The organism is Xanthomonas vesicatoria ATCC 35937 (genome assembly GCF_001908725.1).
Classification (GTDB): domain Bacteria; phylum Pseudomonadota; class Gammaproteobacteria; order Xanthomonadales; family Xanthomonadaceae; genus Xanthomonas; species Xanthomonas vesicatoria.
Map to the genome: position 1 here is coordinate 4,375,348 of NZ_CP018725.1, position 23,643 is coordinate 4,398,990.

12 protein-coding genes and 1 other RNA gene are annotated in these 23,643 nt (G+C 65.7%); 8 read left to right on the plus strand and 5 right to left on the minus strand.

Annotated elements, in window-relative coordinates; translation table 11 throughout:
- Positions 1–182: 182 nt before the first annotated feature.
- Complete coding sequence (locus tag BJD12_RS19150) at positions 183–1,586, plus strand: glycoside hydrolase family 30 protein (RefSeq protein WP_229003631.1); 1,404 nt, start codon at positions 183–185, stop codon at positions 1,584–1,586.
- Positions 1,587–1,692: 106 nt separating this feature from the next.
- Here BJD12_RS19150 and BJD12_RS19155 read toward each other — a convergent pair whose 3' ends face one another.
- Positions 1,693–3,498, minus strand: a complete 1,806-nt coding sequence (locus tag BJD12_RS19155) for a glycoside hydrolase family 15 protein (RefSeq protein WP_005990931.1) — start codon at positions 3,496–3,498, stop codon at positions 1,693–1,695.
- On the minus strand, positions 3,495–4,397 hold the full coding sequence (locus BJD12_RS19160; RefSeq protein WP_005990932.1) for an SDR family oxidoreductase: 903 nt from the start codon (positions 4,395–4,397) through the stop codon (positions 3,495–3,497). Before BJD12_RS19160 ends, BJD12_RS19155 begins: the two co-directional genes overlap by 4 nt.
- Positions 4,398–4,587: 190 nt before the next feature.
- Here BJD12_RS19160 and BJD12_RS19165 point away from each other — a divergent pair, with 190 nt between their 5' ends.
- On the plus strand, positions 4,588–5,304 hold the full coding sequence (locus tag BJD12_RS19165) for a DUF429 domain-containing protein (RefSeq protein ID WP_039429134.1): 717 nt from the start codon (positions 4,588–4,590) through the stop codon (positions 5,302–5,304).
- Here BJD12_RS19165 and BJD12_RS19170 read toward each other — a convergent pair.
- A complete protein-coding gene (locus BJD12_RS19170; protein WP_042827849.1) occupies positions 5,298–7,658 on the minus strand; it encodes a GH92 family glycosyl hydrolase in 2,361 nt (786 codons plus the stop codon). The two genes, BJD12_RS19165 and BJD12_RS19170, sit on opposite strands and share 7 nt — an antisense overlap.
- 716 nt (positions 7,659–8,374) lie before the next feature.
- On the opposite strand from BJD12_RS19170, the gene BJD12_RS19175 reads away from it, so the two are divergent.
- The 3 genes from BJD12_RS19175 (at position 8,375) to BJD12_RS19185 (ending at position 11,232) form a co-directional block, all read left to right on the plus strand.
- Positions 8,375–9,004 (plus strand): alpha-ketoglutarate-dependent dioxygenase AlkB, encoded by a 630-nt coding sequence (locus BJD12_RS19175; protein ID WP_039424888.1) that lies wholly within the window; start codon positions 8,375–8,377, stop codon positions 9,002–9,004.
- Between the two features lie 216 nt (positions 9,005–9,220).
- Positions 9,221–10,930, plus strand: coding sequence for an FAD-dependent oxidoreductase (locus BJD12_RS19180; RefSeq protein ID WP_005990936.1), 1,710 nt, complete (start codon positions 9,221–9,223; stop codon positions 10,928–10,930).
- Positions 10,927–11,232: a UBP-type zinc finger domain-containing protein gene (locus BJD12_RS19185; protein WP_005990937.1), complete on the plus strand. Its 306-nt coding sequence runs from the start codon at positions 10,927–10,929 to the stop codon at positions 11,230–11,232. The genes BJD12_RS19180 and BJD12_RS19185 overlap by 4 nt, the downstream gene beginning before the upstream one ends.
- A gap of 188 nt (positions 11,233–11,420) precedes the next feature.
- Here the strand turns inward: BJD12_RS19185 and BJD12_RS19190 are convergent.
- Together BJD12_RS19190 and BJD12_RS19195 are read right to left on the minus strand one after the other, a co-directional pair.
- Positions 11,421–11,498, minus strand: a non-coding RNA gene (locus tag BJD12_RS19190) — sX9 sRNA.
- Between the two features lie 56 nt (positions 11,499–11,554).
- Complete coding sequence (locus tag BJD12_RS19195) at positions 11,555–12,301, minus strand: EAL domain-containing protein (protein WP_005990938.1); 747 nt, start codon at positions 12,299–12,301, stop codon at positions 11,555–11,557.
- 149 nt (positions 12,302–12,450) lie between these two features.
- Here BJD12_RS19195 and BJD12_RS19200 point away from each other — a divergent pair, with 149 nt between their 5' ends.
- The 3 genes from BJD12_RS19200 (at position 12,451) to BJD12_RS19220 (ending at position 23,439) form a co-directional block, all read left to right on the plus strand.
- Positions 12,451–13,089, plus strand: a complete 639-nt coding sequence (locus BJD12_RS19200) for an HD domain-containing protein (protein ID WP_005990939.1) — start codon at positions 12,451–12,453, stop codon at positions 13,087–13,089.
- Between the two features lie 1,128 nt (positions 13,090–14,217).
- Entirely contained in the window at positions 14,218–16,746 is a 2,529-nt protein-coding gene (locus BJD12_RS19215) for an excinuclease ABC subunit UvrA (protein ID WP_005997514.1), read from the plus strand.
- A gap of 687 nt (positions 16,747–17,433) precedes the next feature.
- On the plus strand, positions 17,434–23,439 hold the full coding sequence (locus BJD12_RS19220) for a hypothetical protein (RefSeq protein ID WP_042828687.1): 6,006 nt from the start codon (positions 17,434–17,436) through the stop codon (positions 23,437–23,439).
- Positions 23,440–23,643: the final 204 nt, after the last annotated feature.

Consider the following 23,643-nt stretch of genomic DNA (forward strand, 5'->3'; position numbering starts at 1 on the left):
GGTGCGACAAGAAAGATCGGATACAAAAAGAGTCGCGCTTGCGCTCGTTTGCGGCGCGATGTTGCGGCGCGTTGGTCGGTTAGGCTGGCGCGATCAACCTGGGAGGGTGCACGGTGAAGCGAGCGATGGCGTTTTCGGTAGTGGGACTTGTGAGCATGTTGGTAAGTGCGTCAGGTGCGGTCATGGCTGCGGAGCAGGCGGTGCCATCTGCAGCGGGCGGTGCTGCGTTACGTGTTTACACCACCTCGCAAGGTGCCGGCGAGCAGATGCGGGTCAGTACCGTGGCGGCGCCCAGGACAGGCCACGCGCTGACCGAAAAAGAAAATTCGATCTTCGTCAATCCGCAGCGGCAATTCCAGGAGCTGCTGGGCATCGGTGGGGCGATCACCGATTCCAGTGCGGAGACCTTTGCCAAGCTGCCCAAGCCTGCGCAACGTGCGCTGCTCACCGCGTACTACGACCCGCAAAAGGGCATCGGCTATACGTTGGCGCGCACCACCATCCATAGCTCGGATTTCAGCAGCGGCAGCTACACCTACATCAAGGAAGGCGATGCCGCGCTGAAGAGTTTTTCGGTCAAGCACGATGCGAAATACCGCATCCCGATGCTGCGCCAGGCCATTGCGGTGGCCGGCGGCACGCTCACCACATTTGCCAGCCCGTGGAGCGCGCCAGCTTTCATGAAGGACAGCAACACCATGCTCAAGGGCGGCAAATTGTTGCCGGAGTATGCGCAGGCCTGGGCCAGCTACTACACGCGGTTTATCGCGGCGTACGAGAGGGCCGGCATTCCGATCTGGGGCATCAGCCTGCAGAACGAGCCGATGGCGGTGCAGACCTGGGAGTCGATGCTGTTCTCCGCCGAGGAAGAGCGCGACTTCCTGAAGAATCACCTGGGGCCGACCATGTCCAGCGCCGGCTATGGTGATCGCAAGATCATCGTGTGGGACCACAACCGCGACATGATGGTGCACCGCGCGAATGTGATCTTCGACGACCCGGAAGCGGCCAAGTACGCGTGGGGCATGGGCTTCCATTGGTACGAAACCTGGGCCGGGTTCGCGCCCATGGTGGAGAACGTGGCAGCGGTCGCGCAGGCGTACCCGGACAAGCACCTGCTGCTCACCGAAGCGGCGGTGGAAAAGTTCGACCCGGCCAAGTTGCAGTACTGGCCCAACGGCGAGCGCTATGGCACCGCGATCATCAACGATCTCAATCACGGCGCGGTGGGCTGGACCGACTGGAACATCCTGCTCGACCAGAATGGCGGGCCCAATCATGTGGGCAATTACTGCTTTGCACCGGTGCATGCGGACACGCGCACGGGTGAGGTGACTTACACACCCAGCTACTGGTATATCGGCCACTTTTCCAAGTTCATCCGGCCGGGTGCGCGGCGGGTGAGTGCGGCCAGTAGCAGGAGCAATTTGATGACGACTGCCTTTGCGAACCGCGATGGGTCACTGGCCACGGTGGTGATGAATGCCAGCGATGTGGCGATCCGCTACAACCTGTATGTGGGCGAGGCATCCAGCGAGTTGGAGATTCCCGCGCATGCGATCCAGACGGTGGTGATGACGCAATAAACACTGCCGTGGTCAACGAACGCGTTGGGCGGGGTGACATCGCATCCGCCCTTCGCGCAGTTTGTATCCACGCCGCCACCTGCCTTGGGGTGCCTCTCGCGGTGCGCTATTGGCCATCTACCGCAAGCGCGGCGTGAATCAGGGCGAGATGGCTCAGGCCTTGTGGCAAATTGCCCAGCGCTTCCCCGGTGCTGGCGTCCTGCATCTCCGGCATCAGCGCCACGTCGTTGCCCAGTTGCTCGAGTAAGCACTCGAAGCGACGCTTGGCTTCTTCGCGCTCGCCAAGTAGTCCGTAGGCTTCCACCATCCAGAAGGCGCAGGCGGTGAAACTGCCCTCGCGGGTCTGCATACCGCTGTAGCGGTGGACCAGCGCGCCGCTGCCGAGCTCTTTGCCGATGGCCTCGCGCGTGGCGATCATGCGTGCGCGGCGCGGGCCGCCGAGGCCAAAGCGTGAGGCCAGGAGCAGGCTGGCATCCAGATCCTCGGTGCCGGCGTAAAAGGTGTAGGACTGTTTGGCCTCCGACCAGCAGTGGGTGTCGATCCACTCCAGGATGCGCTGCTGCTCACGCTCCCAGCGCGGCAGCATGGCGGTGGACAGGTGCCCGGCCTTGGCCAGTTCGCTGGCACGGCGCAATGCCAGCCAGCATTCCACCTTGGACATGGTGTAGTGCTCGTTGGTGTCCAGCTCCCAGAAGCCGGCATCCTTGTGCATCCAGGTATCGGCGCACTCGTTGCCCAGCTCGAACAACTGGCGTGCCGCCTCCTGGTCCAGGATGTGGCCGGCATCGAGAAAACGCGATGCCATTTCGAAGATGTCGCCGTACAGGCACAGCTGCAATTGCGTGTTTGCGGTATTGCCCACGCGCACCGGGGCGGTGTTGCGATAGCCGGGGATGTCGATCTGGCGTTCGTCTGGTACCAGTTCGCCATCGAGGGTGTAGCACGGGCGCACGCCGGGGCGGTGGCGGCGGATGGTACGCATCAGCCAGCTGAAGGCCGCCTTGGCGTCGGCCAGTGCGCCCACCCGCAGGAAGGCCTTGGTGGTGTACGCGGCATCGCGCACCCAGGCGTAGCGGTAATCCCAATTGCCGTTTTCGCCAATCTGCTCGGGCAGCGAGGTGGTCACCGCTGCAGCAATGGCGCCGGTGGGCGAAAACCACAGGAACTTGAGCGCTAGCGCAGAGCGGATCACCGCGTCGCGATAGCCATTGTCATACCGCAGGTTGCCGCTCCACTCGCGCCATTCTTCGTCGCTGCGATCAATGCGGCCGTTGATGTCGTCCAGCGATGGCACCGGCAAGGCATCGTTTTCGGCAGCTAACAACGCAACGACCTGGGTGTGGCCTGAGTGGACCGTGAGCGTGGCCTGCACGCCGCGATCGTCGCAGTGGGTGACGCGCACTGCCTCACTATCGAAGCGCAGCATCGTCATCAGGGGCCCAATGTGATGCACGCGGCCATTGGGGGTATCGCTTTGCCACGGCGTGACCTGTCCGGCACGTGTGCCGGGCCGATACACCAGCGCGAAGGTGACATTACCGTCGATGCCTTCGATGCGTCGTGCCAGCTCCGACCACGGCAGGCGCCCCGCCTCGCCGCTGTTGAGCGACTCGGTGAGGCGCGCGGTGCCGCTTTTGGTGATGAATGTGGTTTCGAGAATATTGCTGCCGTCGCGATACCGGCGTTGCACGTACTGCAGGTCGTGCGGCGTCACTGCAAAGTAGCCGCCCCGGCCGGAATCGAGCAGGCGGTCGAATAGCGGTGGCGAGTCCATCTTTGGGACGCACCACCAATCGATGCTGCCGTCGGCCCCACACAGGGCCACCGAGCGACCGTCGCCGACCGCTGCATAGGCAGCGATCGGCAGGGTGCCGCTGGCATCGCGTTCAAACTCTGCCTTCGGACGGATCAAGACAGCAGCAGGCCGCCGGTGGCACCGAACACTTCGCCAGTGACGTAGCTCGATTCCTGCGAGGCCAGAATGACGTAGAGAGGCGCCATCTCAACAGGTTGGCCGGCACGCTTGAGCGGGGTTTCCGAGCCGAATTCCGGAATCTTTTCCGGTGGCTGGCCACCGCTGGGCTGCAGTGCGGTCCACACCGGGCCGGGTGCGACGGCGTTGACGCGGATCCCCTTGTCGGCCACCTGCTGGGCCAGGCCCTTGGTGAAGTTGACGATGGCCGCCTTGGTGGAGGCATAGTCGAGCAGGGTGGGCGAAGGCTGATACGACTGGATCGAGCCGGTGTTGATGATGGCTGCGCCCGGCGGCAGGTGCGGGATGGCCGCCTTGCACAGCCAGAACATCGCGTAGACGTTGGTCTTGTAGGTCGCGTCGAATTGCTCGGTGGTGATGTCGGCGATGTCCTTGATGGCGGTCTGCTTGCCGGCGATGTTGACCAGCAGGTCGAGCCCGCCGAGTTCCTTGACCGCGCGTTCGACCAACTGGGTGCAGAAGGCCTCGTCCTTGAGATCGCCGGGGATGCTGATCGCCTTGCGCCCTTCGGCCTTGATCAGCGCCACGACTTCGGCCGCGTCCTGTTCTTCTTCCGGCAAATAATTGAGCACGATGTCCGCGCCTTCGCGCGCGTAGGCAATGGCCGTGGCGCGGCCGATGCCGGAGTCTGCACCGGTGATCAGCGCCTTGCGGCCCTTCAGGCGGCCGAAGCCCTGGTACGTTTGCTCGCCGTGGTCGGCTTTGGGTTCCAGCGCATGGATCGTGCCCGGCGCCTCCTGGGTCTGGTCCGGAAACTTCGGCTGCGGGAATTGGGTGAGCGGGTTTTGCATTTCGTACTGGTTTTTCGCGCTGGTCATGCACGGACTCCTGCAGTGGGGATGGCGCGGCACGCATCCAACGCAGCGCACCGATGCAGCACAGTGTGAGAATGGCGATGATGCGCACGGGTGAATAAATGTTGTGCACCATGTGAACGCGTGACGCAGGACAGCTGTTTTTGCGTTACATGGCGGTCAACAAGCGCATGTCATCGGCGAGAACAAGTACATGAAACGACACCATTGCGTAGGCGTGGACGGCGCACGCAGCGGCTGGATTGCGGTATGGGAAGACCGGGATGCGTTGGCGTTTGCGTATTACGCAACGGTGGCCGAGCTGACGGTGGCGTTGCGCGAGGTGGAGGTGCTGGGCGTCGATATTCCGCTGGGTTTGGCTGAACACGCGCCACGTGCAGCAGATGTGCAGGCGCGCCGCTTTGTGGGCGGGCGCCGTGCGTGCAGCATTTTTGCAGCGCCGTTGCGCGGCATCCTGCAGGCTGAAACACAGGCAGACGCATCGGCATTGCACCGCGTGCTGGATCATGAGAAGCATCGCGGCTTCGGTGTGCAGTCGTTTGCGTTGCTGCCCAAGATCCGCGACTGGGACACTGCATTGCGCGCAGATCATGCATGGGCGGCGCGGGTCTTCGAGGTGCATCCGGAAGTGTCGTTCGCAGCGCTTGCCGGCGGGCAAGGTCTGGCGGCACCCAAGAAAAGCGACGAAGGGCACCGACAGCGGCGCACCTTGTTAGGCGATCACTACGGTGCGGCGCGCGTTGCATCGTTGCTGGAGCGCGTGCCGCGCGCATGCGCCCAGCCAGACGATGTACTCGATGCCTTGGTGGCTTGCTGGAGCGCGCAGCGCATTGCCGCTGGCACCGCCGGCAGTCTGCCGGCGGTGGTGGAGCGCGATGCTTGCGGGTTGCGGATGGGGATCTGTTACTGAGCCGACGCAGGCGCCGACATCGAATACGGCCGCTGCGCGGGATCGGTGGCCCATTGCGTGTTCGGCGTGGCCTGCATGCGCACGCGGAGTTCGCCGCCGGCCTGAATTTCCTGGTGGGCCAGGTAGGCGCGGGTCAGTGGCGTGCCGTTGAGGGTAACACTGCCGATATAGGGGCGGGCCTTGCTCACGCCGTCGGCAATGACGCTGAAACGCTTGCCGTTCGGCAGGTTAAGCGTGGCGCGCGGCAGGAACGGCCGGCCGATGATGTACTGGTTGCTGCCCGGTGCGACCGGATAAAAGCCCAGCGTGGTGAATACGTACCAGGCCGACATCTGGCCGAGGTCGTCGTTGCCGGCCAGGCCTTCGGGGCCGGCGTGGTACTGGGTGTCCATGATCTGGGTCAGCCGCGCCTGGGTGCGCCAGGGCTGGCCGGCGTAGGCGTACAGATAGGCAACATGGTGGCTGGGCTCGTTGCCGTGTGCGTACCAGCCGATCAGGCCGGTGATGTCTTCCATGTGCTCGAACACCTTGGGGTCGACCTTGGCGTCGAACACCGCATCCAGGCGCGCGAGCAGCTTGTCGTCGCCGCCATGCGCGGCCGCCAGCCCGGCGACATCCTGCGGCACATACCACGAGTACTGCCAGGCATTGCCTTCGGTGTAGTCGCTGCCGTAACCGCTGGCCGAGGGGTCGAACGGTTCGCGGAAGTTGCCGGCACGGGTGCGCGCACGCATGTAGCTGGTGGCCGGGTCGAAGGCGTGCTTCCAGTTGCCGGCGCGCTTGCTGAATTCTGCGGCGATGGCGGGCTTGCCGAGCTTGTCGGCCATGCGCGCGATGGTCCAGTCGTCGAAGGCGTATTCCAGCGTCTTGGAGGCAGCCTCGCCTTCTTCGTCGATGGGCACATAGCCCAGCTCGCGGTATTGCGCGATGCCGTCATAGGGGCCGTAGTTGGCGCTGGCGACCATGGCATCGAGCGCTTCGTTGCCATCAAAGCCGCCGATGCCTTTCATGTAGGCATCGGCGATCACCGGCACGGCGTGGTAGCCGATCATGCACCAGGTTTCCAGGCCGTGGAATGCCCAGACGGGCAAGATGCCGTAGGCACTCTCGCGGCGCGAGGCGAGCAGGGAATTGACCACGTCGCTGGTGCGTTGCGGCGGCTGGACCAGGGTAAGCAGCGGGTGCAGGGCGCGGTAGGTGTCCCACAGCGAGAAGGTGGAATAGTTGGTCCAGCCATTGGCCTGATGCACGGCGTTGTCCGGCCCGCGATAGCGGCCGTCGCTGTCCATGAACAGCGTGGGCCCGAGCAGGGTGTGATACAGCGCGGTATAGAACTGGGTGCGTTGTTGCGGCGTGCCTTGCGCATCGATCGCCGACAGCGCCCGGGTCCATTGCGCACGCGCATCGGCGCGCACGCGGTCGAAATCGAAGTCCGGCACTTCGGCCTGCAGATTGGCGATGGCGCCGTCTTCGCTCACCGGCGACAGCGCCACGGTGACCACCAGCGGGGTGCCGTCGTTGGCGACATCGAAGACGCCGACCAGTTGCCGGCCTTCGATCTGCGCACGTTGCGCGGGGTTCTTGTCACCCGGCGGCGGGAAGCCCTTGTACGGGATGTCCTGCTCGGTGTCGTGCAGCTGCGTGGCGGTGAGTGGGCGCGAAAAACGCATGGCGAAGTACAGCTGCCTGCCCGGCGCCCAGCCGCGCGTTTCGCGAAAGCCGGTGACGGTGCCATCGGTGCGCACGCGCAGCCGCGACCACTGCACCTTGCCGGGGTAGTCGTACAGGCTGGTACGCAGATCCAGCAGCACATGCGCCGGCTTGCCCTTGGGGAAGGTGTAACGGTGCACGCCCACGCGCGTGCTGGCGGTGAGCTCGGCACGGATAGCGCGGTCTTTGAGCGTCACTGCGTAATAGCCTGGCTGCGCCTGCTCGCTGGCATGGTCGAACTGCGCGGTATAGCCGCTGCCGGGCGTGCTGGCATCGCCACGTTCCAGCTTGACCTCGCCGGCTTGGGGCATCAGCAGGAGATCGCCCAGGTCCGAATGCCCGGAGCCGGAAAAATGCGTGTGCGAAAACCCGACGATTGTGCTGTCGCTATGGCGGTATCCCGCCGCCCAGCCGTAGGCCTCCTTGCGCGGCTTGATTTGCGTTTCCGGGCTCAACTGCACCATGCCGAACGGCACCGTGGCACCGGGATAGGTGTGGCCTTCGCCACCGGTGCTGATGAATGGATCGACCGCGCTGAAGGCAGATTCCGCTGCGCGTGGCGCCGCACTGCCGGCAGTGACAGCGAGACCGGCAAGCACTACCAGCCAGCGCAGAGGAGAGGATGCGATCGATCTGTGCGGCATGCGAAACGTCTCCAGCGGATGCAGCGCCGGACCGTAGCACAGCGGCGCTGCCGGCCACAGGCGTTGCGCCATGCAAAGCAGCGCAGTCGTTGTTGGGGCCGCTAGCTGTGACTCTATTGGCGGATATGCCCCTAGAACGCACGTAAGCGATCGCGTGGCGTCCCAAGCGTGCACGAGGAGGGTGGCATGCGTCTGCGCCGCTGACGACCACGCGCTGGGGTTGATTCCATGTGTTGTCTTATCGCATCCATCTTTACGGGTCGGCGACATTGCAACGCCGCTATCGTCAACCGATGTGTGCAAAGAAACGTTGCGGGTCGCTCGCCTGTTTCTTGCGTGGTCTGCATGCTTGCCACCGATGCGCAACCGGTCGTGTCGACGCATTCGGCCATGCGCCGCCGCGCTGGAACGCAGCATGCAACACCGTCTCGCTGCATGCGGCCAACACCATGTGCGCCACCTGCTTGGCGACGCACTGGCAATGACTCTTTAGCAGCTCGGTCTACGCGGCTGGGCGCGCCGCCAACGACGGCCTCGGCAGTCGCGCCGCAATGCAGAGGCGACGCTGTAACGTCAGGCCGCCAGCATGCGCGCGGGGCATCGACGACGGACGGTTGTGCACGTGCCGCAGCGCAAAGCTGAACTGGTCGGGTTTGCACATTGCGTCACGACAGCGCGCAGCTGAAATAGCGTGGGCGCGCCCGCATATGGTGCAGATGGATTTGTTCGACACCCCCGCAGCGCCCTTGCAGGTACTGGACGATGCCGAAGGCGGCGTGCGCTATTGGCCGCAGCTGCTGACTCCTGCAATGGCGCTGGAGTGCTTTGCGGCGCTGCGCGATGGCGCCGACTGGCGCAGCCAGCGGCGGGAGATGTACGACCGCGTGGTGGATGTGCCGCGTTTGCTGGCCTCCTACCGGTTGGACGCTGCCTTGCCGCCCGGCCTGCCGCTGCAGTGCCTGCTGGAGACGGTTCAAGCGGTGTTGCCCGCACCGTACAACGCGGTGGGCTTGAATCTGTACCGTGATGGGCGCGACAGCGTGGCGATGCACCACGATGCGCTGCACACGCTGGTTGCGCCGCATCCGATCGCGCTGCTGTCGCTGGGGGCCGCAAGGCGCATGAATCTGCGTGCAAACGATGGCCGCGGCCGTGCCGTCGGCTTGGAGCTGGCGCCGGGCAGCTTGTTGGCGATGAGCCATGCCTCGCAGTTGACGCACACCCATGGCATCCCCAAGACCAGCCGGGCGGTGGGCGAGCGCATGAGCGTGGTGTTTCGTGTGCGCCCGGCCGAGCGTATGGCGGCAGGGCAGCACGGCCCGCACTGGCAGCCGACGCCGCGGTGATGCGTGCGCTTGTGGCCGTTTGCCCGGTAGTGTTCGGTGCAGCACTGGCGGGTGCAAGACGACACACATCATCATTTCGCGCAGCTGCAGGCGCTCGCGTGCGCTTGTCGGTCTGTGCCGTCGGGTATGCCTGACATTGCCTATTTCGGGTGATTGCCATTGCCGTCACCACTGGCCATGCTTGCATGCAATCCCCCCTTCAAATGCCGCCGATCCATGCCTCTGGACGATACCCGTCACCATCAGATGTTTCCCGAGCTGGACGTGGGCCAGTTGGCGATCACGCGGCGCTTCGCCAGCGGGCCGGCGCAGCGGTTCGGTGCTGGCGAGATCGTGTTCGACGTCGGCGATGCGCACGCGCCGGTATGGGTGGTGCTGGAAGGCGCCATCGAGGTGGTGCGTCGCGACGGATTGGGCAACGAAAAGCCGATCACCAAACACACGCCTGGCCAGTTCACCGGCGAGGTGAGTCAGCTGGCCGGCCGCGCATCGCTGGCGGCCGGACGTGCCGGGCCGGACGGTTGCCTGGCGCTGCCCTTCGACACCGCACATCTGCGCGCCCTCATGATCAGCTCGGCCGAGGTGGGCGAAGTGGTGATGCGTGCGCTGATCCTGCGCCGTGTCGGCCTGATCGAAGGGGATGCGTCGGGCTCGGTGCTGATCGGCGAACCGGACGACCCGCACGTGACCCGTTTGCAGGGCTTCCTGACCCGCAACGGCTATCCCAACACGGTGATGGATGTGTCCGATGCCGAAGGCCGCGCCTTGGTCGAGCGGCTGGGTATCCAGGAGCAGGATCTGCCGGTGATGGTCTGCCCCAGCGGCCGCCTGTTGCGCCAGCCCAGCGATGCCGAAGCCGCGCATTGCCTGGGCATGACGCCGGACATCGACCCGAACAAGCGCTACGACGTGGCGATTGTGGGCGCCGGCCCTGCCGGTCTGGCGACGGCGGTCTACGCCGCCTCCGAAGGCTTGTCGGTGCTGGTGCTGGATCAGCGCGCCATCGGTGGGCAGGCCGGTGCGTCGGCACGTATCGAAAATTATCTGGGCTTTCCGACCGGTATTTCGGGGCAGGCGCTGGCTGGCCGCGCCTATAACCAGGCGCTGAAATTCGGTGCCGAGTTGGCCATCCCGCTGGAAGCGGCAACGCTGGAGTGCGGGCGCGATGATGGCGCGCTGCATCTGGACCTGGCCGATGGCAAACAGGTGCTGGCCAGCACCGTGGTGATTGCGTCGGGCGCGCGGTATCGACGCCCCGACATCGAAGGACTGGAGCGCTTCGAAGGCCACGGTGTGTCGTACTGGGCCTCGCCGGTGGAAGCGCGCCTGTGCGAGGGCGGCGTGGTGGCACTGGTGGGCGGCGGCAATTCTGCAGGGCAAGCAGTGGCGTTTCTGGCGCCGCGGGTCAAGGAGTTGCACCTGATCATTCGCGGCAGCGGGCTGGAAGCCTCGATGTCGCAATACCTGATCGAACGTATCGCGGCATTGCCCAATGTGCAGCTGCATACCGGCACCGAAGTGTCCGCACTGGAGGGCGACCCCGAGCGCGGTTTGCAGGCGGCCGTGCTGCGGACGCGAACAGACGGTGCAACCACACGCGTGGAACTGCGCCACCTGTTCTTGTTCGTCGGTGCCGACCCCAATACCGGTTGGCTGCAGGACTGCGTGCAGACCGACAAGCGCGGCTTTGTCATCACCGGCACCGCGCGCGGCGATGGCGTGCCAGCCTGCCTGCCGTTGGAAACCAATCGCCCCGGGGTGTTCGCCATTGGCGATGTGCGGGCCAGCTCGGTCAAGCGCGTGGCTGCCGCGGTAGGCGAGGGCGCCGCCGTGGTTGCGCAGATCCATCAATACCTCGCCCATCAGGCCAATCCGGTGCCGGCCTCCGAGCTTGCCAGCGCCAATCAGGAGTCGACCACCGCATGAGCCACCATTGCACCCACACCGCGCAAATCGAAGACGTCACGCCCAGTGCGCGCGGCTGCGAAGAGTGTCTCGCCATCGACAGTGCCTGGGTGCATATGCGCCTGTGCCGTATCTGCGGCCACGTGGGCTGCTGCGACGATTCCCCGAACCGCCATGCCACTGCGCACTATCACGCCACCGGCCACCCCATCATCGAAGGCTACGACCCGCCCGAAGGCTGGGGCTGGTGCTACGTGGACGAAGTGGAAGTGGAACTGCCGGATCAAACACCGCAGCTGGGGCCGATTCCGCGCTACGTGTGAGCGGCGCTGGTGCGCCGCTGGGAATCGGGAATTGGGGATTCGGGAATCGTAAGAGCGCATTCCCTCTGCTGTGTTTTCCCGGCAACCCCGCTTGCATGGGTCTAGCGCTTGATGCTTGCCGCTCTGAGCTTGTTTTGCGGGGCTGGGCTGATTGACCAGTGCGCACGCCTGCACGCGGAAACCAGAGTGGCCAACAAGACGTCGCGAGCGACCCTCAGATGGGATGCGGGCGGCGCAGCCGGAACCGCGCCCTACGCGTGATACGTGCCGATTCGGGGCGCAGGCCGCGGCCGCCTGGCGGTTGCGCGATCGTTGTTAGCGCTTACTCCGGCCACTGGACCTGCGGTAGCACGCCGATCTGCGGTCTGGCGAACAGGTAGCCTTGTTGCAGGTGGATGCCCATGTCGCGCAGGGTGCGGTACTCGTCCGGCTGTTCGATGCCCTCGGCGATCACCGCAACGCCGAGTTCTTCGCACATGCGGGTGACGTGGCGCACGATGGCCTGCCGGCTGCGGTCGGCGTCGATGCCGCGGATCAATGCGATATCCAGCTTGAGCAGGTCTGGCTGGAAGTCGGCCAGCAGGCCGAGCCCGGCATAGCCGGCGCCGAAGTCGTCGATGGCGGTCTTCATGCCACGCGCCTGGTAGGTGCGCAGGATGTCCAGCAGATGCGCCGGATCGGCAAGGTGTTCCTGCTCGCTGACCTCGAAGATGATCGCATCCAACGGCCAGCCGTGTTGCGCGGTGGCCGAGAGCGTGGCGCGCAGGCAATGCTCGGGGTTGTAGACCGCATTGGGCATGAAGTTGATCGACAGCAAGGCCGGCAGCGCGATCTGCGCGGCGCATTCGATCGCCTTGATGCGGCAGGCCTGGTCGAATGCGTAACGGTTGCGTGCGTCCACCGCGGCCAGGATGCTGCCGGCCGACTCGCCGTTGATGCCACGCACCAATGCCTCGCCGGCATAGATGCTGCGCGTGGAGACGTCCACGATCGGCTGGAACGCCATGGTGATAGCGGTGGGAAACTCCTGGCCGTCGCGGCAGGCGTTGCAAATAGGAAGTTGGGTCATGACGTAGACACAATCGTGCGGCGTGGATCGAGCCTAATCCTATCGGCCGCAACGACGCGTCATTGAGTGCAAATTGCGCATCGCAGCATCCTCACCCTGCGTGTGGTTCTGCTCGGCGATAATGTGGCATCGCTCGCATCGGACGCCCCATGACCGCTCTCACCGAACGCTACGCCCAGGCCGTGGACTACGCGCGTATCGCCCACGCCGGACAGGTGCGCAAGGGGACGCAGATTCCTTACCTGAGCCATTTACTCGGCGTGTCGACGCTGGTGTTGGAGTGCGGTGGCGATGAAGAACAGGCCATTGCCGGCTTGCTGCACGATGTGGTGGAAGACTGCGGCGGCGGACACGAGGCTTCGATCCGCGCGCAGTTCGGCGATGTGGTGGCCGACATCGTGATGGCGTGTACCGACGCTACGGCCGAAGACAAGGCCGAGGTGGACAACACCGCGCGCGCACGGAAGAACGATTGGCGCGAGCGCAAGCTGGCCTACCTGGACCACTTGCGCAAGACGCCGGAGCGCGCGCTGCTGGTATCGGGCTGCGACAAGCTCTATAACGCGCGCACCATCGTGCAGGACCTGGAGAACCCCGCCGTGGGCCAGGACATCTTCAACGTATTCACTGCCGGGCGCGAAGGCACGCTGTGGTATTACGGTGAGCTGGAAGCCATCTTTCGCACGCGCGATGCCGCCACCGCACGCTTGTTCACGGCCGTGGTGACGCGCATGCAGGCGCTGGCCGAGACCGGCGAGCAGCCTGTGCCGGCGCACGTGCTGGGCTGATCGCGTTGTAGAGCGGCTGATCTGCGGCCTGGCTGCAGGGTCCTTGCCCGCCCACCATCGCGGGACACGCTGCAAGTACGTCCTTGTAAGCTCTTACGCGGCATCCATGCCGCGTAAGGTCCCGCGACGGTGAGCGGGCAAGGACCTGTCGAGGTGGTCGGTGCGCGTAGTTGCAAGCAAGGCGTGGCGTGCGTTGTTCGGATCAGGTTGCGTCCGATCAGTTCCCCGCGTGAGCCGAGCGAAACGCTTTCAATAAAATGGCCGACCAACTTCCTGGTGCGGTCCTCGCCGATTGCGGGACCGTGTGGCGGCATGGATGGCGCCACCGAGCCCCAGGGACGGGTTCATGGCGTGTCCCGCGAGCGGTGAGGGCACCGCGCCCTCGACCGACTGGGCGTTTGATGTTGCATCTAACGACGCCACGCCTCGAATCTCGCCCGCTTGGATGTAATGAAACGGTGCGGAGGGGCCGCCGCAGAGCACGGAAGCTGCGGTTTGGCTGCAGGGCCCTTGCCCGCCCACCGTCGCGGGACACGCTGCAAGTACGTCCTTGTAAGCTCTTACGCGGCATCCATGCCGCGTAAGGTCCCGCGACGGTGAGCGGGCAAGGACCAGTCGAGATGGTCGGTGTGCATGGTGCAAGCAGTGCATGAGGTGCCTTTAACGCGCTCAACTCTCATGTGGTTGCGGCCTGCATCAGCAAGCCGATGCAACCAGTGAGATGGTCAGCTTTTCACAAGGCTACCGACCCATTTTTTGGTGCGGTGTCCTCGCCGCCTGCGGGACCGTGTGGCGGCATGGATGCCGCCACCGAGCCCCCAGGGATGGGTTCACGGCGTGTCCCGCGAGCGATGAGGGCACCGCGCCCTCGACCGACTGGGCGTTTGATGTTGCATCTAACGACGCCACGCCTCGAATCTCGCCCGCTTGGATGTAATGAAACGGTGCGGAGTGGCCAGCCGCAGAGCACGGGAGCTGTGATTTGTCTGCAGGGCCCGCGACCGATGCATTCCAAGGCAATCAGCGCGTTGGTTGATTGAAGCGCTGCAGGACTGGCCGTTGACACTGACACCGGCTGCATGCCTCCCGCGCTAGGCTAGTACGTTGTCGAATGTCGGTGTGTCACTCATGTCCAGCGCAGCCTCGTCATCCTCCGGCCTGGTGCGCGTGCGCGGTGCGCGCGAGCACAACCTCAAGAACGTGGACGTGGACATTCCGCGCGATGCGCTGGTGGTGTTTACCGGCGTTTCCGGCTCGGGCAAGTCGTCGCTGGCGTTTGGCACCATCTTTGCCGAAGCGCAACGCCGCTATCTGGATTCGATCTCGCCGTATGCGCGGCGCCTGATCGACCAGGTCGGCGTGCCGGAAGTGGATTCCATCGAAGGCCTGCCGCCGGCGGTGGCCTTGCAGCAGGCGCGTGGCGCGCCGAGTGCGCGCTCGTCGGTGGGCAGCGTCACCACCATCTCCAACTCCCTGCGCATGCTGTATTCGCGTGCGGGCAATTATCCGCCCGGGCAGGAGATCATCTATGCGGACGGGTTTTCGCCCAATACGCCGGCCGGTGCGTGCCCCACCTGTCACGGTCTGGGCCGCATCTACGATGCCACCGAAGCCACCATGGTGCTGGACCGCAGCCTGAGCATCCGCGATCGCGCTGTGGCGGCCTGGCCCGGTGCGTGGCACGGGCAGAACCAGCGCGACATCCTCACCACGCTGGGCGTCGATGTGGACCTGCCCTGGCACAAGCTGCCGAAGAAGACCCGCGACTGGATCCTCTACACCGACGAGCAGCCGGTGGCGCCGGTATACGCCGGTTACGACCTGGACGAGGTCAAGCGCGCACTCAAGCGCAAGGAAGAGCCCAGCTACATGGGCACCTTTACCAGTGCGCGGCGCTACGTGCTGCACACCTTTGCCACTACGCAAAGCGCGCAGATGAAAAAGCGCGTAGCGCAGTACCTGATCAGCACGCAGTGCCCGCAGTGCGACGGCAAGCGGCTGCGGCGCGAGGCGCTGTCGGTGACGTTCGCGGGGCTGGACATCGGCGAGCTGTCGCGCAGGCCGCTGGATGAGGTGGCCGAGCTGTTGCGCCCGGCGGCCGATGCCGATGTGCGGACGCAGGCAAAAAATAAGGGCGCAGCGCAGCATCCGGAACAGGCGATCGCCGCGCAACGGATTGCCGCAGATCTACGCGCGCGGATCGCCGTGGTGCAGGCGCTCGGCCTGGGCTATCTCAGCCTGGAGCGCAGCACGCCGACGCTGTCGCCGGGCGAGCTGCAAAGGCTGCGGCTGGCCACGCAGATCCGCTCGCAGCTGTTCGGCGTGGTGTATGTGATGGACGAGCCATCGGCGGGCCTGCATCCGGCCGATGCGCAGGCCTTGCTGGGCGCGCTGGATCAGCTCAAGGCCGCAGGCAATTCGGTATTCGTGGTCGAACACGAGGTGGATGTGATCCGCCACGCCGACTGGATCGTCGATGTCGGCCCGGCGGCCGGCGTGCACGGTGGGCAGGTGCTGTACAGCGGCCCGCCCGCGGGACTGGAGCAGGTGGAGGCCTCGTCCACGCGGCGTTATCTGTTCGGCAGTCCGCCGCAGGTGCACAGCCACGCGCGTGCGGCGACTGGATGGCTGCAGCTGCGTGGCATCACCCGCAACAACGTGCGCGACCTGGATGTGGACCTGCCGCTGGGTGTGTTCACCACCGTGACCGGTGTGTCCGGCTCGGGCAAGTCGTCGCTGGTGAGCCAGGCATTGGTGGAACTGCTGGCCGCGCACCTTGGTCAAACCCCGGCCGAGGAAGACGAAGCGCTCGATCCGCTGGAGCGTGGCACGCAGGTGCCGTTGGGTGGAGCGATCGTTGGCGGGCTCGATCGGGTGCGTCGGCTGGTGCGGGTGGATCAGAAAGCGATCGGCCGTACGCCGCGGTCCAACCTGGCCACCTACACCGGCCTGTTCGATCCGGTGCGCAAGCTGTTCGCCGCTACTCCCACCGCGCGCCGCCGTCGCTACGACCCCGGGCAGTTCTCGTTCAACGTCGCCAAGGGCCGCTGCGCGACCTGCGAAGGCGAGGGCTCGGTATCGGTGGAACTGCTGTTCATGCCTAGCGTGTACGCGCCTTGCCCCACTTGCCATGGCGCGCGCTATAACGCCAAGACGCTGGAGATCGAACTGCGTGGCCACACCATCGCGCAGGTGCTGGCAATGACGGTGGATCAGGCGGGGGATTTTTTTGCCGACGACGCCAGCGTACTGCGGCCGCTGCAGGTATTACGTGAGGTGGGGCTTGGGTATCTGCGCCTTGGCCACCCAGCCACCGAACTCTCCGGGGGCGAAGCGCAGCGCATCAAGCTGGCCACCGAGCTGCAACGCGCCCAGCGGCGCGACACCGTCTATGTGCTGGACGAGCCCACCACCGGCCTGCATCCGGCCGACGTGGATACCTTGATGGCCCAGCTGCAAGGGCTGGTGGGCGCAGGCAACACGGTGATCGTGGTCGAACACGATATGCGCGTGGCCGCCAGCAGCGATTGGGTGCTGGACATGGGGCCGGGCGCGGGTGGCGCGGGCGGCAACGTGGTGGTCGCAGGCACGCCGGCGGTGGTGGCTCGACACGGCAAGAGCCGGACAGCTGCATTTCTTGCGCCGTTGATCGTTTAGGCGACGCAGGTCGCAACTGATCAATACGGTCGGAATTCAAGCGATGCCTTGCTTCGCCATCTCGCGCGGCGCTTCGCATTCGACATTCCGCGCGATGCGCAGCGCATTACTTTACCAGCGAAACAGCGGCACGTTGGATGCCCGACGCGTCCGCAGCGATACATCCTGACGGGATGTCATCTCTTCTGGGAGGGAGGACGACATGCGCTTAATCGCAGCAAGGCAACAGCGTCACGCTCGGGGGCGTGAGTGTTTTCAATCGCGTGCACACCCAGGGTGTGCCGCGCCCGCGTGAGCGCGCGTCTCTGGCGGGCTCGCCGTTTGGACTGAACTGGCCATGCGTCAGTGCGCCACTTGAGGGCCTGGGCGTTGCCCGCGCCGTTGGGTGTTACCGATCAAGCCGAATGGATTGCCTATGCACGCTGCGCGCTGTCAGGCATCCATGCGACTGCCTGATCGAAACGCACACCTCTGGTACTTCACACGATGTGAGGCGTTGCCCTGCAGACGTCGCGCCGAGCATCCCACTTTTTGGATCGTTCGATGACCACACCACACTCCATCGCTTCGTCGCGTGCGTCGCGGCCGCTGCTGCTGCCGACACCAGATTCGGTCGACACGCCGGTGCCGACCACACCCTCACCGCGCGCAGCTTCCCCCGAGTCTCCGCCGCATGCGCTGGGCGCGTTGCCGGTCAGGCCGGGCGCGTCCAGCAGCTCGGCCCCAGCGCTCCGCCGGCGCAGTTCCCCGTCGCAGCAGGGCCGGCGTGCCGGGGTGCAGGTTGACGGCGCCTCGGCGTCGGATGGCGATGTCGCACGCATGATCGAGGCTTGTCTTGCGCGTCGGCCGGCGATCCAGAGCGAATCGGCGCTGGGCGGCGGTGGACGTCTGCTGCGCTATGTGGCCGACCCCAAGGACCCGCGGATGCCACGCAACGAGGCGTTCTTCACCACGACGCCGGGCTTGCTGATCGCAGGATTGACCGTGCATCCGGACGTCGAACGCCGCACCGGCACGGCGCCGACCGCCGACCGGATCGCCAGCCAGCTTGCCGACCCGCCGATCGGCCTGTTGACCGGCATCTGGCAGGCGACCGACGGTCAGTGCTTCACCTATCGTGCCAATCAGTTGCATCGTGCCGATGCGAGCGGGCGCTGGGTACCGGTTCCGCTCCCTGCGGCGTGTCGTGCGGCTGCCAATATCCGCATGCTTGGCCAGCAAGCCGATGGCGCCGTGTATCTGCAGGCGGGTGCGCACTGCTGGCGCGCCGGCAGCGACCAGATATCCGCCAGCGTGGGCAATCTGCCGGACGGTGCCGTGCTTCGTTTCGATGCCGATAGCAGACCATGCATGCTGCATGACGGCGTGCTGCGGCGTTGCGATGAGGACACGCCCGGACGGGTGGTGGAGTTGTTGCGTCCGGTGCCTGGCGGCCCGGCGTTCGAATCGACGCCTGCCTTGCCGGTCGATGTGCTGCCGCTGGCACATCCTGACGCCGGCACTGCGCTGATGCTCGATGACAAGGGGCGTGTGTATGAGGCGGATCTGCGCGGCACAGGACCGATCGTTGCGCAGCGCCTGACCCTGCCGGATCGGATGGAGCGCTTGGACGGATGGGCGGTTACGTCCATGGGGCTGGCCACCGACAACAGTGTGCATCTTGTGCTGGAAGACAGCGCCGGGCACCGCATCTCGCTGCAACGGCCGGCAGGGCAGGCGCGATTCCAGCCGGCGTTCATGCTCGATCGCCCGCTTCTGCTGATGCGCAGCGAAGGGCTACAGCTGCCCGCCAATGAGGCGATACAGTCGCCAGTGGTGCTGGATGGGCATGCCCGGTTGGGGCATCTGAACGGGGTGCTGCACTACTCGCCCGCGCCGGACCAGCCATGGGAGCGGTTGACGCTTGCCGATGGCGCACCGCTGACCGGTGTTGTCTCGTTGCATACCGGTCCGCGTGGGTTCGTCGATCGTCGGCCGGTGTTTGCACTATTGGCTTCGCCGCCGCGATTGGTCGAGGTCACACTGCCCGGGCGGACGACCTGGCTGGCGGCCGGTGCGGTGCCCAGCACGCCCTCCGGTGGGCCGCTGGCCGTGGTGCCGGACGTGGTGGAGGTGCGCTGCAGGTCGATCGCCCGTTTCGACGAAGATCTCGTCCAGGCGGCCGTGCATGCAGACCGTCGCGCGGTGGTGCTGACGGCGTCGGGCACGTTGATCAAGGTGGATGCGGAAGGCCAGCGCGTCGGCATGCCCGCGTTGCCGCGCCCGCTGGCCATCGCCGTCGGGTTGGACGATGTGCTGTATGCGTTGGACCACTCCGGCGAAGGGCCTGCGCAGCTATACCGGCTGGGCGAGCACGGGCAGTGGGATGCGGTGCCGATCACCCTGCCACAGACGCTACCGCCGCCAGGTGCGCTGCGCAGTACGCGTACCGGGCAACTGCAATTGCAGCTCGGCGCGCGCTGGCACACCGTGTTGCCGGCAATGACGGCTGCCGATGGCACCCGCCAGGCGGCACGCGTTGCCACCTATCCGTCACCCGACGAGGCGGCTGCTGCCGGTACCCAGTCCGGTACCAATGCCCATGTCAACCAGCAGCAGGCGAGCCGGATCAGTACGCCCGACCACGACGCCGCGATCAGCACGACCTTGCTGGGCACCACTTCCACCGATCCGTTGCGCTTGCGCTCGACTGCGCAGGTGCTGGCCCAGAGCGGTCGCGCGCAGGCCACCGCGCTGGCGCAGGTGGTCGTCGACATGGCCTGCGGCGCCGTGCGCACGGCGGCCGGATGGACTGGCTTTGTACCTCCACCCACTGCGCAGCAAAAGCGGCTTGCCGGCTTCCGCCACGAGGCGGCGCAGGCGCAGTCGCTTGCTCTGGAACTGTTCGAGACCTTGCCGGTGCTTGCGGAGGTGCGCATTGCCGATGCGGCGTGTCTGCGCCAACCGGTCGACGGGCTTTCGCCCGACCAGCATGCGCAGCTGGTCGCGTTGCGCGAAACGGCTTTGGCCGGTCTGTTGCGCGATCTGCGCAAGATCGGCTTCCGCGAGGGTGCGCTGGCCGCCGATTTTTCCATGGCGGACGGGGCCGCCATCCAGCGCACAAGTTCGACGGCCAGTTATCGCGCCGCCGAACTTTGGCGGCGGGCGCATTCAGCGGCTATGCGCGTTGCGCTCCAGGCAGGCCACGATTTGCTGCCCTCATTCGACCGTTGCATCGCGGCCCTGGCCGGCGGCGCAGCGCTACATCCGCAGGCGTTGAGCGACATTGAGCAGGCGCTGCTTGCCGAGCTGCGCGAGGTCAGCCATCGACTCAAGACCGCCCATGTCGCCTTGCCGGCCCAGAAGGATCACGCCACCAACGCGTCCGATGCGCCGCATGCGCTGCGCAGCGCATGCCTGCTTGCGGGCCTGGTCGAGTACAACACGTTGCTGGGCGTCGGCGACGCGCAGGCGCTGCAGGCAGCCGACGCCCGGCGACAGCAGTCCGGGCTGCATGCGCTGGCCAAACTGGGGTTGTCGTCCTGGCGCGAACTGGAGGCATTCGATGATGTGGTATCTACCTTTCGGCAGGAGGTCACCACGCCCGGCAGTGCCCGCCAGCTGCAGTTGCTCAAGAGTCTTGGCCTGCCGCCGGGGAGCACCCCGGATGAAATGGCGTCGCGCATGATCGACGTGCTGCAGGACCTGTTCAATCGCAGCACCTTCTTCTCGAGTCGGGTGCGCTCGGCCGAACTGCGCGGTTCGCTCGGGTCGGCGCAATGGACGCAGGTCAATCCGATCAATGTCGGTATGGGCGGGGAGGCCATCCACGCGCTGGGCGTCGAGCGCATCGGCGATTCGAAGGACGGCGACGCGGGCCTGGTGGCCTTCTTCGTGCGCCACGCAAAAGCGACCGTGTCCGGCAGCGCGGGCCTGCGTATCGATCTTCGGCCGGGCCCGGGAACCGGCGAGTATGTGTATGTCGACACCCCGGCACGAACGGTGTCTGGAACCTGGGGAGGCGCGGCCAATCTCGGGATGGGCGGAACCTATCAACATGGCGTGGGCGCGGCGGTCATCCTGTCGCCGGACACCATCCCCGAATTCGCCAGACTGTTGTTCGACCGGCATGCCGGCGAGACCACCCACCTGTTACGTGCAGGCGTGGATGAGGGGGCGATCGGCCTGGATCTGTTCGAAACCAATTTCAATGCGTCGCTCAACGTCAACCTGACTGGGCAGCCGCTGGCAGTGCGGCATCCCTATGGTGCGAAACAGCCAGTCGCACCGGGCGCAGCCACCGGTAACCCGCGCAGTGCGGTTTCGACATCTTTACCGTTCGGCATGACGGCGCAGATCGGTGTGCAATGGAGCCAGATGGAATTGCATCTGGACCACGCGTGGCGAGACATCATCGGGCTGGAATTCCAGGGCCGCGTGGGCATCAATGCCGAGGTCAATGGCGGCATCAATCTAGGCGGCGCATTGACATCGGTATTGGGGCGCAATTTCAAGCGGTTGGTCAATGCCGCCACCGGTGCCGGCACACTGCAGCTGGCAGGGGTGCGGGTGGCGTCCAGCGACGTGCAGTTGCCAACCGACGCGATACTGGACGATACGCGCACCGGTCCGTTATTGGGCACTGCCAGCTACAAGCGCACTCTGGATACGCATGTAGCGCAGCCGGTGACGCTGCAGGGATGGGATGCGTTGCGTGCGCGGCTCAAGGCCATCTTTCCGGAAAGCAGCGCCGAACTGGGCGCGATGGAGTATCCGGCCACGCCGGAAGAGCGCAGTGTCGTGCTGCGCAATGTGCTCGAACGTATCCAGGGGCGTGGCGCACTGGCCATCGAAGCCGGCGCGGCGCTTGGCGGGGCCGTCCTGGCACAACAGCGGGCGCTCGCCGCCCAGGCGACCGATGCTGCGGCGGCATCGTTATGGAGAGGCGGCACGGCTTCCGAGCGCGCAGCAGTGGTCGACATGCTGCACCAGCTGCGGCAGCAGGACGCCGCCGCCATCCAGCAGCGCGCACGCGTCATTCCCGGCGCCCGCGTGGAGATCAACATGTTCGGGCGCGAATCGCTCGACGCAGTGATCAGTCATGCCATCGGCCACTACGCACTGGGCGAGAAGATGCGCGACGTTGCTGAGATGCGACGCAAGATTCCCGGGTTGGGGGAGGTGTTGCGCAGGTTCAAGGACATCCCGCATGTCAATCAGGTCCGCTTCGTGTTTGAGATGCGGCCGCAGGCCATGGTGGCGATCAACGACGCGCTGGCCGCCAGGCAGCAGGCACAGGCGGCAGCGGCATTGGGGTTGCCGGCATCCAGCGAGGGTATGTCCTGGCAGGACGTTCTCATCGCTGCGCAGCAATCGCCGGATCTGTACCGGCTTGCGGCCATCGCCGTGCACAACACCGACGAAAATCCGGTCACCAGCCGTGTCGGCCTGCCGCTGTTGAATGTGGCGGCCACTTCGGTGGCGTCGCACCAACTGTTCGAGGCGGAGATTCAGTTCCGTTACGGGCTGTACGATCGCATCGAAGGGGCGGAAGTCCTCGAAGCCGGTGCGCGTGCGCTGCGCCGCCCACTGGATCGCCTGCAGCAGGCCGGCGTGCAAGCGCTTGGGCAACGTCAGCCGGCGCAGGTGCCGCCACCCGGCCCGGTCTCTCCGCGAGGTGAACGCCCCGGTTTGCAGGAGGCGCGCGACCGTTCGTTCGAACGGTCTCTGCAGGCGGGCATGCTGCCGGATGGTCCTCACCTGCGCGCGCTGACGCGCGAATTGGCGCGCCTGCAAGAACACACGCAGCGCATTGAGGCGCAGCGCCGCACCTGCGCTGCATTGCTGGAATCGGTGGGCCTGACCCACGCCAAGGCAGGTGAACGCATCGACCGGCTGTTGGCCAGACTTGGGCCGACGGGCCAGGACATGAACAACGCGACGCTCGCGTCGTGGAGCTTGCGCCAGGCGCTTGCGTCGCTGCAGGCTGATGGCGCCATGGTGGAACAGGCCGATCACGCGCTCGCCCAGGCGCACGGTCGCCTGCGCAGCCACATGGCCGGACGCAGCGGGATTGAGGACATTGCGGTAGCTCAGCATGCGTTCGAATTCCTGCAGCAGGTTGCACAGGGCGAGTCCTCTCTGGTTGAGGCGGTCCACTACCTCCTGCGTCGGACCGCACAGGCGTATGACGCGCAAGAGGCGCAACTGCAGGACGTGGACGACAGGCTGAACGACCTGCTGCCGCGTTTGAAGGATCTGCAGCGCGTGTCTGAACTGGAGCGCCAGTCGGTCGAAGATGCCGAGCGTGATACTGACACCCGACGCCAGGCGCTGCATGCACTGCAGATGCAGACGTCGAGCGCCGCTGCTTCGGCGAACGACCTCGCCAGCACGGTTGAGGCGGCCAGGGCCTTGAAAGATGCGCAAACGAAGTTGAGCCGGGTCCGCCAGCAATGGGCCGAGACGCGTGATCGCATTGGCGCGCTTCTCTCACTGGTGTACAGCCTGCGCGCCAGGCTGCTTGAAGAAGCTGATGCGTTGCGCGACATCGATGCACACACACGTGCCGCACAGCAGGCCATGACGCGTGCGCGCGACCTAGGTGACCAGGCGCGGGCTGCCATGATGGCGATGTTGAAGGCCTCTTCTGCCGACGATGCTGCGCCAGCGGCCAGTGCTGGCGATGAGATCACCTTGGGCGATGAGCAATGACCTTGGCCGATGAGCAGCGCTGCGTGCGCCGGGCGCGCTTGAACGCCGTCCTGACCGCGCAGGCACACGGGCGATGCGCGGATCGGCAGCGTTGCAGGATCGCGCGAGGGCAGCGGCAGCGGCGTCGATGGTTGGCGCGTCGACCAGGCGCGTGCAGCCGGCAGCGATCTGGACGTAGCGACTCCACGTGCAGGCCGTGCCGAT